9 protein-coding genes are annotated in these 12,228 nt (G+C 69.3%); 2 read left to right on the top strand and 7 right to left on the bottom strand.

Annotation, left to right across the window (positions count from 1 at the left end; all coding sequences use genetic code 11):
* Positions 1 to 70: 70 nt before the first annotated feature.
* From ACZ6TV_RS54660 to ACZ6TV_RS54650, 3 genes are all read right to left on the bottom strand, one after another.
* Complete coding sequence (locus ACZ6TV_RS54660; RefSeq protein WP_465309591.1) at positions 71 to 679, bottom strand: response regulator transcription factor; 609 nt, start codon at positions 677 to 679, stop codon at positions 71 to 73.
* 44 nt (positions 680 to 723) lie between these two features.
* A complete protein-coding gene (locus ACZ6TV_RS54655; protein WP_465309589.1) occupies positions 724 to 1,899 on the bottom strand; it encodes a sensor histidine kinase in 1,176 nt (391 codons plus the stop codon).
* A 547-nt stretch (positions 1,900 to 2,446) separates the two neighbouring features.
* Positions 2,447 to 3,427 (bottom strand): LLM class F420-dependent oxidoreductase, encoded by a 981-nt coding sequence (locus ACZ6TV_RS54650; protein WP_465309587.1) that lies wholly within the window; start codon positions 3,425 to 3,427, stop codon positions 2,447 to 2,449.
* Positions 3,428 to 3,471: 44 nt separating this feature from the next.
* Between ACZ6TV_RS54650 and ACZ6TV_RS54645 the strand changes: the two genes are divergently transcribed.
* A complete protein-coding gene (locus ACZ6TV_RS54645; RefSeq protein WP_465309585.1) occupies positions 3,472 to 5,295 on the top strand; it encodes a condensation domain-containing protein in 1,824 nt (607 codons plus the stop codon).
* A gap of 668 nt (positions 5,296 to 5,963) precedes the next feature.
* Here ACZ6TV_RS54645 and ACZ6TV_RS54640 read toward each other — a convergent pair.
* Positions 5,964 to 7,124: an acyltransferase family protein gene (locus tag ACZ6TV_RS54640; RefSeq protein ID WP_465309583.1), complete on the bottom strand. Its 1,161-nt coding sequence runs from the start codon at positions 7,122 to 7,124 to the stop codon at positions 5,964 to 5,966.
* A 485-nt stretch (positions 7,125 to 7,609) separates the two neighbouring features.
* Between ACZ6TV_RS54640 and ACZ6TV_RS54635 the strand changes: the two genes are divergently transcribed.
* Entirely contained in the window at positions 7,610 to 8,443 is an 834-nt protein-coding gene (locus ACZ6TV_RS54635; protein ID WP_465309581.1) for an alpha/beta fold hydrolase, read from the top strand.
* A gap of 273 nt (positions 8,444 to 8,716) precedes the next feature.
* On the opposite strand, the gene acs is transcribed toward ACZ6TV_RS54635, so the two are convergent.
* The 3 genes from acs to ACZ6TV_RS54620 form a co-directional block, all read right to left on the bottom strand.
* Positions 8,717 to 10,696, bottom strand: a complete 1,980-nt coding sequence (gene acs, locus ACZ6TV_RS54630; protein ID WP_465309579.1) for an acetate--CoA ligase — start codon at positions 10,694 to 10,696, stop codon at positions 8,717 to 8,719.
* A 141-nt stretch (positions 10,697 to 10,837) separates the two neighbouring features.
* Complete coding sequence (locus ACZ6TV_RS54625; RefSeq protein ID WP_465309577.1) at positions 10,838 to 11,656, bottom strand: methyltransferase domain-containing protein; 819 nt, start codon at positions 11,654 to 11,656, stop codon at positions 10,838 to 10,840.
* Between the two features lie 321 nt (positions 11,657 to 11,977).
* Positions 11,978 to 12,190, bottom strand: a complete 213-nt coding sequence (locus tag ACZ6TV_RS54620; protein ID WP_465309575.1) for an MbtH family protein — start codon at positions 12,188 to 12,190, stop codon at positions 11,978 to 11,980.
* Between the last annotated feature and the right edge of the window lie 38 nt (positions 12,191 to 12,228).

Below are 12,228 nucleotides of genomic sequence, written 5' to 3'. Positions count from 1 at the left end.
GCATTAGGCGTCGCGCGGCGGCAGCGGTCGTTGCCGGCCGCTGCCGCCGCATGACCAGCCTGAAGCTGATTCAGGGCAGCCAGCCCGACTCGTACGCCCTCTTGACCGCGTCGACCCGGTTACGGGCGTGCAGCTTGGTCACGATGGTCGTGAGATGGTTGCGGACGGTCCCCACCGACAGGTGCAGGGCCGAGGCGATCTCCGCCGGGCTGGCGCCCCCGGCGGCCAGCCGCAGCACCTCGTGCTCCCGCGTGGACAGCGGATTCTGGCCGCAGTCCCACGCGGACAGGGCCAGCTGCGGGTCGATCACCCGCCGGCCCAGGGAGATGTTGCGGATGGCGGTGGCGAGCTCCTCCGGTGGGGAGTCCTTGAGCATGAAGCCGGACACGCGGGCGCTGAGCGCCCGGCTGACCGTTCCGGACCGGCCCAGGTTCGTGAGGATGAGGGTCCGGCAGTGCGGCAGCTCGCGCTTGAGCTCGGCGGCCGCCGACAGGCCGTCGATGCCCGGAAGGTCGACGTCGATGACCGCGACATCGGGCCGGCAGCGCTTCGCCGTGGGCACGATGTCCGCGCCGTTCTTGACGGCCGCCACCACCTTCAGGTCCCGCTCCAGTTCGATGAGGGCGACCAGCGCCCCGCGGACCATGGCGACATCCTCGGCGAGCAGGATCCGGAGCATGTGAAACTCCTCGATGAGTTCATTGGCGTCGACGGGATACGCGATCAGGTGCATCCGGTCCGCTGGCGCCGGGCACTCACGAGCTCGTCAGCCTTGATCGCGATTGCCACACGGACGCAGAAGCATCCGTCCCCGCGTACCGTCGCGTTCAACGTGCCGTCGATGATCTCCAGTCGCGAGGCGAGGTTTTCCAGTCCGCCGCCGGCGCGACGGGTGGCGGTGGCCCGCGCCACCCCGTCGTTGGCCACCGACATCGTGACCTGGTGATCCTGCTGTTCCACGGCGATCCAGCAGTTTCGCGCGCTGCTGTGCCGCAGGACGTTCGTGATCAGCTCACGGAGGACCATGGCCAGGACATTGTCGACCTTGTCCGGCAGGACTTCACAGTTCATGTCGACGTGTGCGGCGATATCGGCACTGGCCAACAGCGAGGCCGCGCCCGCCGCCTCGTGCGTCAGGGAGAGGTTGCGATACCCGTCGGCCACCTGCCGCACTTCGGCGACCGCGTGCCGGGCGATGTCGACCACGTCCCGCAGCTCGTCGCTCGCCCTGGCCGGGTCGCTGCTCACGAGCCGCCTGGTCAGCTCGGCTCGCAGCGTGATCGCGGTCAGGCTGTAGCTGAGCAGATCGTGCAGGTCGCGGGCGAAGCGCACCCGTTCCCGGACCACGGCGAGCTGCGCTGCCTCCGTTCGTGCGCCCTGCGCATGCCGGAGCATGGAGGCGAGGCGGGACGCACCGAAGATGATCAAGGCGACGGCCGCGCTGGCGACCGCCGCGTTGCTCGCGTCGTACACCCCTAGCTGCAGCGTCATGGCCGCCGCGAACAAGCTTGCGATGACCGCGGCGAACAGCGCCCAGGCCGCCGGGCCGCACACCACGAGCAGCAGTGACGCCGCGAAGAGTCCCCCCATCCCCGGCCATGCCGCACCCATGGCCAGCAACGGCAGATAGGTGGCGAGACCTTCGGCGGCGAGGAAGCCCGGCACCAGCCACCACGAACGTCGTGCCGTGCGCCGGAAATGGCGGACCTGCAGCACGGCCAGGGTGGCCACCGCGGCGAGTGCGGCGGCGAGCCGCCCCGGTGACATGGGCGCGGCCAGGATCGCCGTGATCTGTGCCGCGAGCAGGACGACCAGGATCATGGGCCGCACGCGCGCGACCACCGGCGAACCGCTCTCGGGCCGCGTCTCCGGGGTGGACGGCGCCCGCTTGTTCGTCATGGCGGCGGGGCAGGTCGTTCGGTGCGTGGCCCGCGATGCGATGGTGCGGGCGGGTGTTGTGCCGGCCGATGGACCGCGGGCCGAAAGGCCCGTCCCCCGGCGAGGCGGTCGTAGCGGATCTTGGTCGCGTTCCGTTCTGTAGTAGATACGGTGAGTAGTGATTGAGGACCCCCGGGTGACTCTTGGTAATCATCGATGATCTTAACTCTATCGCGGATGACTCCCTTGCCAGCGTCGCAGGTCGGCATGCCTGTCGCACCTTCAAAGATGCTTGCTCGTGACGTCCGCGCCGGCCGGGCCGCGCAGCTCAGGAAGCCGAGCCGGCAGCGCGCTCCATGCTCTGGCGACCGGCGGGCCGGCACGCTGCGTGAAGCGGCTCGACGCGTCGAGCACGGCGGTCACGGTGCTCGCGGGCCGGCACCACCGCGGAGCGGGCCCGGCCGTGACGGCCGGGCCCGCTCGTCGCGCTGGTCGTGGCGATCGCCGTGGTCGTCCGGATGATGACCGGGCCGGGATCGGGACGGGTCGCTGTTCCGGCGGCGAGCCGTCAGGCCAGTTCTGGGATGACCTTGCCGGCGAACAGGTCGATGCTGCTCCGGTCGTAGGCCGCGTCGACGAATCTGGCGATCACGTAGTCGACGCCGGTCCGGCCGGCCTCGGTCAGCCGCTCCACGATCTGTTCGGGCGTGCCGACCAGGCCCTGCGCGAAGTACTGCATGAGCGGCTCGAGCTCCTCGGCCGGCAGCAGCGGCTCGTAGTGGGCCCGGGTCCAGGCCAACTTGTCGGCGACGTCCTTCTCGGTCTCACCGATGGTCACGTTGAGGCTGATCGACCGGACGATCGCGTCGAAGTCGGTGCCCACATCTTTGCAGTGCCCGGCCAGGACCTGGGACTTGTGCGCGAACTCGTCCAGCAGCACGCCGAAGTTCGTGTACTGCGCGTACTTGGCCGCGATCCGCAGGGTCCTCTTCTCGCCACCGCCCGCGATCCACAACGGGATCCCGCCCTCCTGCGCGGGCAGCGGCCGGCTGGTCGCACCGTCGACCTGGTAATGCTTCCCCGTCAGGGTGGCCGTGCCGGTCGTCCACATCTGCCGCATGATCTGCACGCCCTCTTCGAGCATGTCGATCCGATCGGCGGCACTGGGGAAGCCGTAGCCGTAACTGCGCCATTCGTGCTCGTGCCAACCGGCGCCGATGCCCATCTCCACCCGGCCGCCGGAGATGACGTCGATGGTGGCCGCCACCTTGGCCAGGTAGGCGGGGTTGCGGTAGCCGATGCACGTGCAGAGCTGTCCCAGCCGTACCCGCGACGTGGAGGCGGCGAATGCCGCCATCATCGACCAGACCTCGAACACCGACTCGTCGGACGGCGGAAACGTGAGGAAATGGTCGGAGACCCAGATCGACTCGAAGGGCCCGGCGTCGGCGACCCGGACAAGATCACGTATCGAGTTCCACTGCTCGGCCGGCGGCATGCCGACGATCTCGAAACCAGTGCCCTGGGGTATCGAAAGACCGAAACGCATGCCTCGAAGGCTATTGGTCACGAAGTGCGTCGCCTTCTCGCATCGTGCCGGCCCGCCCCCGCACGACGTGGTCGTCTTGGCGAACCCCGGTTCGGGGCGGTCCCGGGTCCGGGGCCGCGGGTAGCAACTCGGGAGGTGCATGGCTGGTGGGTGCGGGTGATCCTCGGGTTCTGGCCGGTGGTGGTTCGCCCGCCCCCTTCCCGTCGTTTTCAGGAGTGGATATGAGGCAGCAAGAGGCTCTGGAGACCGCCGGCACCGGCGGGCTGTCCGATGTTGCCCCCCAGGAGCGCCCGCGCGGTGACACGGAGGTCATGGTCGAGCGGGTTTTCGCCGAGCTGCTCGATGTCGCCGGGTTGCCGCGTACGGCGTCGGTGTTCGATCTCGGGCTCGACTCGGTGTGGGTGACGGTGGCCTGTGCCCGGCTGGAGCAGCGCACCGGGGTGCGGGTCAGGTTCACCCAGATCTTCCGCACCCCCACCGTGGCGCAGCTCGCGGCATGGATCGACACCGCCCGCGGCGGGGCGGCCGACGACCGGCCCGCTCCCGGCAGGTCGTCGGCCGCCGAGGGTGACCAGTTGGTGGCGATCACTCCGGTGCAGGCCGAAACGGTCCCGCAGAAGATCGTGGCCGAGTTCGCCTGGTGGTTCGACGGCCCGGTCGACGCGGCGGCGCTGGAGCACGCCGTCACCGACGTGCATCGCCGTCATCAGGCGCTGTACGCCCGGTATCTCGACGGGCCGGAGCTCGGGCTGGCGGAGGTGCCGGCCGATCCGGGACGGGCGGAGTTTCACCAGCTGGGCGAGCAAGCCGGTGACCAGGCGGCGATCGAGGCGCTCAGGCGGACCCTGCGGATGCCGCTGCGAATCGATCAGGGCTCGGTGTGGCGGTGCGCGCTCGCACGCAGCGGGCAGCGCACCCTGTTCGGGATGGCCCTGGACCACTCCGGGTTCGACGGCCGCTCGTGGGGCATCCTGACCACAGAGCTGTCCGCGGCCTACACGGCGCGGCTGGCCGGCAACCCCCCGCAATGGCCGGGCCGCACCGCTTCGCTGGCCGAGATGGCCTGCGACTTCCGGCACCAGCTCGCATCGGCCGACATCGAGACCCAGCGTCAATACTGGCGCGACGAGATGCATGACGTGCCGGCCTGCCGGCTTCCCGCCCGCAGCGACGGGTCAGCACACATCCCCCCGATGCCCGACAATTCCCGGTACTCGATCCCGGGCCCGGCCGTCATGCGCAACTTCCTCGTATCCCAGACGCAACTGCAGCCCTGGGACGAGTACGCCCACGCCTACGGCATGCCGCCGTCGGTGGGCATCACAGCGGTGTACATGGAGTCCCTCATCCAGGCCGGCGCGGCACCGGACTTCGCCGTGATGGTCACCATCGCGAACAACTCCGGTGAGGTGATCGACCGAACCGTCACCAACCGGGTCGGCACCATCCTGCTGCGCCCCAACGGCCCGTCCCAGTCGGGCCCGCACCTGCTGGCCCGAACCCGCGACTCATACCGGCGGGCCATGGGCGCCCGCGACGTGCTCATCATCCCCGAAGAGCTGGGAGCCGCGCTCAGCGGCGCCCAGAAACTGATCCAGCTCGACCGGCTGGTGTCACTGAGCTATACCTCCGAACCCCGGTTCAGCCTCGGCGACACCACCGGAACACTCATCGCCGAAGGCGCCGCACTCGCCACCGTATGCAGCTTCGCCGTCATGATCGTCATCTCACCGACCCCCGACGGCTACGACATCGACCTGCAGGTACGCACCGACATGCACGACGCCACCCTCGTCGACGACATCCAGCAGCACTTCCTGCGCATCATCGACGACGGCCCCGAGCGACTCGAACAACGCACCACATAAACGAAAACGATCGGTGTGGCCGGTCAGCGGTGTGCCGATCATCCAGACAGGCAGAGGCTCCCGGTCCGGCGAAAAGGTGCTCAACCTTTCGCCGGACCGGGAGCCTCTGTGACTTTGGTGTGCCGGCAGGACGAGGCGGGTCATGGTGAGCGGTTCGGTGATCCGGGACCCGGTCGCCGGCAGGACGGCCGTCATCGGGTGATCGCGCGGCCCGACCCATCGGCTGCGGTCGGGGGCGGAGAGCACAGCGGCGGCCGGGTGCCGACCGCCGACACCCGGATCGAACGCAGTTCCGACCCCGCCGCAGTACGTGAACTGCAAGGCCACGGCCAGCGGCGATCGCACCATCGGAGGCGCCGACCTCGCGACGCAGGCCGTCAGGGCCGGGCCGGTCGACGAGATCCAGCTGGACGAGCCATGCCGCCGGCCGGCCCGCGCACCGACCTCGAGCTCCTCGATGAGCGCCGATTCAAGAACGGCCTCGGATACGTCCGTCACCGCATTCTCGAGCAGTGAACGACAGCCTGTCCGATCGCCGGCGGCGCTCGCACGGCAGGCGGACATGAACCGCCCCGCCCGGCTGGTTGCCGGGCGGGGCGGTGGGTGTTCGTGGCGTCGGCGTCGTCATCGCAGAACCGGGGGTCGGTGGCTGCCGGGTTCCTCGCCGGTCATGCCGTCCGTGTGGAGGCGGGCGCCGATGCCGCCGGCCGGGCCCGCCTCGGACGGGCCCACCGCCGCATCGCCGGGCGCTCCACCAGCGCATACACGACCCATGCGGCGAGCACAGTCGCCAGATAGGCGCCGACGATGAACGCGAACGCGGGCACGGTCCCGAACTGGCGTGACGTGAAGTCGCCCAGGAACAACCCGCCCACGCCCCATTGGCCGTTGAACGCGGCTTGCAGCGAGAAGAACACGGTGACGTGGACGAGATAGAAGGTGTAGGAGATCTCGCCCAGCCAGACCATGCCGCGGCTGGCGAGCATCGTCCGGCGCCCGGCGACGTCCGCCGCGGCCGCAGCGGTGATCACCAGGGCGATCGGCATGATGAACAGCGAACGGTACACCCCGTCGAACAGGTTGGCCGGTATCGGCAGGGTGGCCGCCCACACCGCCACCATCAGCACCACGGTGTACAGCGTCCGCACGTTCGGCCAGCGACCCGTCATCAGGATCCTGGCCAGGATCATGCCGCCCAGGAACTCGAACATCCGCGTGACCGGGAAGAAGTAGATGAACCACATCTGTGGCCAGGAAAACGGGGAGAAGGGGGAGTCCGGCGCACCGGCGGGCAGGAACAGCCACGAGATCCCCGGCACGAGCAGCAGACCGCCCGCGGCCGTCAGCCACGCGTACAGCCACAGCCGGCTGGGCCGGATTCGGCTGACCGGGATCAGGAGGAGCGGGAAGCACAGGTAGAACAGCAACTCGATCGACAGCGACCACGTCGGTGGGTTGATCGCGAACAGCAGGTATTCGTTGCTCGGCACCCATGCCTGCAGGAGACCGACGCTGAGCAACGATTCGCGCCACGGGACGGAGCGCCCGGCCAGAAACATCAGGACCAGCACGATGGCACATACCACGAGATGGCTCGGGAAGATCTTGACGAAACGTCGCCGCCAGAACTGCTTCGCGGTGTCGAGCGGCTTGGCCGACCAGGTCATGACGAAGCCGCTCAATACGAAGAAGAAGGTGATACTAATGGCACCGATGTTGTAGGCGAGCATATTGTAGACCTTTTGCACGCCCTGATCGGAGAACAGCGGCTGGAACGTCGAATGGTGGATGAACACCAGGGTCGCGGCCACGATCCGCAGCGCCGTCACGGACGGGAGTCTGGTGACGGAAGGCGCGCGAATCGCCGTTGCCCCGCCTACTTCGGGTGCGATTTCTTTCGCTGTCATCGACGGTTCAACATCTTTCGCTGCCATCGGCGGCTGTCCTTTCGCTCTCCGCTGGATCTCCCCAGCGAGGGTGCCACGGGTACCGCGATGAACGCGTCTTCCAGATTGCGTTATCGCGTTCATACCGGCGCGCAAGGAACGGGCCCGGCGCTTGTCCGATCGCAAAATCGCCGCCGCCGGGTTTCGGATCATTGCCATGAGCTGGGCGCCGGTGCCGGCGTGCCGGTGGTCCCCGCGTCAGGTCACGTCACGTATCTGTCGCGGCCGACGGTGCGACTCAGCACGGAGGAAGAGCCGCCGCTCAACGCCGGCCATAGAATCATTACTATGAATGGAGTCGGCAGTGCCGTCGTCGTCCCGCCGGGCGTCCTGCGCCGGTCCCGGGCCGCATGATGAGCCGCATCACCGTGACCACCAGCCGCCTGACCGTGGGCGGGGTCAGCACACCCCTGCGGGAGGCCGGTCCGGCCGGTGACCGCGAGGCGGTGGTCTTCCTCCACGGCAACCCGGGTTCCGGCGCCGACTGGGACGGCCTGCTGCCCCGGGTCGGCGGCTTCGCGCGGGCGATCGCGTGGGACGCGCCGGGATTCGGCCAGGCCGACAAGCCACGCGACTTTCCGCACACGGTCGACGGGCACGCCGCCTACGTCGCCGGCGCCCTCGACGCGCTCGGCGTGCGACGCGCTCACCTCGTCATGCATGACTTCGGCGGCGCGTGGGGGCTGGCGTGGGCGGCGGCGCGCCCGGAACGGTTCGCCAGCGCGGTGCTCGTCGACACCGGCGCACTGATCGGATACCGCTGGCACCGGCTGGCCCGCGTCTGGCAGGCACCGGTCGTCGGCGAGCTCTTCATGGCCGCCACCACCAGGCGGGCGTTCAGGGCCATCCTGGGGATCGGCAACCCGTCCGGGCTGCCGCGCGATTTCCTCGACCGGATGTTCGACGACTTCGACCGCGACACAAGGCGGGCGGTGCTGCGGTTGTACCGCTCCGCCCGGGACATCGAGGGCTTTTCCCGGCTGCTGTCCGCATCGCTCAGGCCGCTGCGGCGGCCCGCCCTGGTCGTGTGGGGCGCGCACGACCCGTACCTACCGGTCGCCCATGCGCGGCGTCAGGACGTGGCCTTCCCGGACCCCGAGGCGCACGTCCTCGACCACAGTGGACACTGGCCGTTCATCGACGCGCCGGACCGCTGCGCCACCCTGGTCACCGACTTCCTCCAGCGCAACATCGGTCGCTGATCTCAGGACAGCACCTGCGCAGGGAAGCGGCACGTCCGTCGCCGCGCCCCGGTGGCTCGGCGGCCACCCGGTCGCGGCCGCTCCAGCCGTCCCGCGATCCGCCCAGCACGGGTGTCGTGGGTGCTGGGCGGCTCCCGGCGGACGGAAGCCGGGAGCCGCCCGGTCGGTCGACCGTCACGGTGGGGTCGCGTCCGCCGGTCACGCCGAGCGCGGCGACGGCCTGATCGTGCGGCGGGCGAGCCGAGGGCCGCGCTGGCGCGAGAGGCTCCCGGCTCAGTCTTCCGCCGTTGCGGAACCCGCCTTGATCATGTCCATGACCGTCGAGTCCATGAGCGTACTGACGTCGCCCAGCGTGCGATTCTCGGCGACGTCCTTCAGCAGGCGTCGCATGATTTTGCCGGAGCGGGTCTTGGGCAGTTCGGCCACGAACGTGATCGAGCGGGGTTTCGCGATGGGACCGAGGGTCTTGGCGACATGGTCTCGCAGGTCGGCCTTGAGCTGGTCTCCGGTCTCGTCAGCGGTGTCCACGTTGCTGCGGGCGATGACGAATGCGGCAATGGCCTGGCCGGTGGTCGGGTCGGACGCGCCCACCACGGCCGCCTCCGCGACCGAAGGGTGCGATACCAGCGCGGATTCGACTTCGGTGGTGGAGATGTTGTGGCCGGAGATGATCATGATGTCGTCGACCCGGCCGAGCAGCCACAGCGCGCCGTCCTCGTCCCGTTTCGCGCCGTCGCCGGTGAAGTAGACCCATTCGTCACCGGAGCCGGCGCCGGCGCCGAAGTGGGACCAGTAGGTGTCGACAAAGCGTCTGTCGTCGCCCCAGATGGTACGCAGCATCGCAGGCCACGGGTGGCGCAGCACGAGGAAGCCACCACCGCCGTTCGGCACCGGCTCGGCCTTGTCGTTGACCACGTCGGCGGAGATGCCCGGCAGCGGGGTCATCGCCGAGCCGGGCTTCGTGGCGGTCACGCCGGGCAGCGGGGAGATCATCATCCCGCCGGTCTCGGTCTGCCACCAGGTGTCCACGATGGGGGCGTTGTCGTGGCCGACGTGCTCGCGGTACCACATCCAGGCCTCGGGGTTGATCGGCTCGCCGACGCTGCCGAGGATGCGCAGCGACGACAGGTCGTACTTGGCCGGGACGTCGTCGCCCCACTTCATCATGGTGCGGATGAGGGTGGGCGCGGTGTACAGGATGCTGACCTTGTACTTGTCGACGATCTCCCAGAACCGGCCGTGGTGCGGAGTGTCCGGGGCGCCCTCGTACATGACCTGGGTGACGCCGTTCGACAGTGGACCGTAGACGATGTGCGAGTGCCCGGTGATCCAGCCGATGTCGGCTGCGCACCAGTGCACGTCGGTTTCGGCTTTGAGGTCGAAGACGGCCCAGTGGGTGTACGAGACCTGGGTCAGGTAGCCGCCGGAAGTGTGCAGGATGCCCTTCGGCTTACCTGTCGTGCCCGAGGTGTGGAGGATGAAGAGCGGGTGCTCGGAGTCGAACGCCTGCGGCTCGTGCTTGTCGTTCGCCTGCTCGACGGTCTCGTGCCACCACAGGTCCTTCTCGCCCCAGGTGACGTCCTCACCGGTGCGGCGGACGACCAGCACGTGCTCGATGCTCGAGCATCGGGCGACGGCGTCGTCGACGGTGGGTTTGAGCGCCCAGGGTTTGCCGCGCCGGTAACCACCGTCCGCGGTGATGACGACCTTCGCGCCCGCGTCCTGGATCCGGGCGGCGAGCGCGTCCACCGAGAATCCGCCGAAGACGACGCTATGCGTGGCGCCGATGCGGGCGCAGGCCAGCATCGCGACCGCGGCCTCCGGGATCATCGGCAGATAGATGGCCACCCGGTCGCCGGCCGTCACGCCGAGCCCGGTCAGCGTGTTCGCCGCCTGGCTGACGCTCTTGAGCAGGTCCGCATATGTGATCGTGCGGGTGTCGCCGGGCTCGCCCTCCCAGTGGATGGCGACCCTTTCCCCGATGCCCGCCTCGACGTGGCGGTCCACGCAGTTGTAGGCGACGTTCAGCTCGCCGCCGACGAACCACTTGGCGAACGGCGGATTGCTCCAGTCGAGGACCTGGTCCCATTTCCTCACCCACGTGAGCCGCTCCGCCTGCCGTGCCCAGAACGCCGGCGCATCGGGGGCGGCGTCGCCGTAGGTGTCCGCCGTGGCGTTGGCAGCGGCGGCCAACTCAGGCGGTGGTGCGAACGTTCGCGTCTCGGTGGAGAGATTCTCCAGCGACGTGGTCATGGTGGCAGCTCCTCTCGCGGTCTCAGCGCGCGACCTCAGTCCAGCAGCGATGTCGCCGGCGGGCACCTTCGACCGTGCTCGGCGCCCGTGGATGGTCCAGCGGGGCCGCCGTGGGCAGGCTTCCGCTGGACCACGTCGCGATCAGCCGGGCTTGCGGCCCCAGGCCTGGACGTACAGGTGTGAGATCACGGTGGTGCCTGGATCGGCGAGATGACGGCTCAACGCCGTGTGCAGGTCGTCGAACTCTTCTCTGGTGATCAGCTCGCTCGCGATGAGCCGGTCACGCAGGTTCTCGGCGAAGTCGGCGAGGACCATACGCCGCGGGTGTCCGGGCTCGTGGTCGATGTAGACGACGGGCCGCACCCGGACGTCGACGAGGCCCGCGCGGTGGAGCAGGCCGGGCACCCGCCTGCCGACGAACAGGTCGATCGTGTTGCGGTCCGCGTACTGCTTGAGGACCTCCATGAGCGAGACCCACGACTCGGCGGGCGGGTCGCACATCTGCCCCCTGCGATCGCCCTCGTGGAACGCGACCCATCCTCCCGGGCGGGCCAGCCGTACCGCCTCGGCGACGATCTCCTCAGGCCTCGGCACGTTGTGCATGATCAGCCGCTCGGTGACGAGGTCGAAGCTGTTGCCGGGGAGGCCGGTCGCACGCGCGTCGCCGACCCGGACGTCGACGTTGTCCAGCGCGCGGTCCACCACGAACTTGCGCGCGAGCTCGACCGACTCCGCGTCGCGCTCGATGCCGACGACGGTCCCGTCCGGCCCCACCCGTGCGGCCAACTCGTCCAGGCAGCCCTGGGGTCCCACGCCGAGTTCCACGACGCTCTTACCCTCGAGCGGTCCGACCTGGTCGAACAACCAGGCCGCCTCGGACCGGAAGTCCTCCGCCTGCTCCTGCAGCCGCTCGTGCTCCGCGCTCCGATAGCCAAGAAAGTACTGGTCTTCGAGAATCATCGATGCTGACTTCCCTCGTTGGTCGGGGGCCGCGGCGCGGCCGGGTGAGTTTGGATCCCGTTGCTCAGATGTCCAGGTGCCGTGCCCAGAACGCCGGCGCGTCGGGGCGGCGTCGTCGGTGTCCGCCGTGGCGTCGGCATCGACGGCCAACTCAGGCGGTGATGCGAAGGTTCGCGTCTCGGCAGCTCCTCTCGCGGTTTCAGCGCGGGTACCTCAGTCCAGCCGCAACGTCGCGGGCAGGCACCTCCGACCGTGCTGAAGGCCGTTCTTCGCAGGCAGGCCTGCCGGCCGGCAGGGACGGCCGCCGCCTGGCCGACTTCGTCAGCGCCGGCGGTCGGCGTCGATCAGGCTCAGGGGCCGCATGTCGGTCCAGTGCTCCTCCACGTACCGCAGGCAGTCGGCACGGGAGCTCTGCCCGTACGCGGTGCCCCAGCCCTGGGGCACGTCGACGGTCGCGGGCCACAGGCTGTACTGGCCCTCGTCGTTCACGACCACGAGGTACTGCGCGTCGGTGTCCTCGACGGGGTTCGTCATGGCTGCCCTTTCCGCTCGTCGGTGCGGGGGATCAGCGG

The sequence above is a fragment of the Dactylosporangium sp. NPDC051087 genome, assembly GCF_055586325.1.
Note: the sequence above shows the minus strand (reverse complement) of the source record. Positions and strands in the feature narration are given on the sequence as shown.

Excerpts from the sequence above, each read along its gene's own strand:
- acs (WP_465309579.1), bottom strand. The coding sequence starts at position 10,696 with ATGACCACGTCGCTGGAGAATCTCTCCACCGAGACGCGAACGTTCGCA.
- ACZ6TV_RS54620 (WP_465309575.1), bottom strand. The coding sequence starts at position 12,190 with ATGACGAACCCCGTCGAGGACACCGACGCGCAGTACCTCGTGGTCGTG.
- ACZ6TV_RS54655 (WP_465309589.1), bottom strand. The coding sequence starts at position 1,899 with ATGACGAACAAGCGGGCGCCGTCCACCCCGGAGACGCGGCCCGAGAGC.
- ACZ6TV_RS54660 (WP_465309591.1), bottom strand. The coding sequence starts at position 679 with ATGCTCCGGATCCTGCTCGCCGAGGATGTCGCCATGGTCCGCGGGGCG.
- ACZ6TV_RS54650 (WP_465309587.1), bottom strand. The coding sequence starts at position 3,427 with ATGCGTTTCGGTCTTTCGATACCCCAGGGCACTGGTTTCGAGATCGTC.
- ACZ6TV_RS54625 (WP_465309577.1), bottom strand. The coding sequence starts at position 11,656 with ATGATTCTCGAAGACCAGTACTTTCTTGGCTATCGGAGCGCGGAGCAC.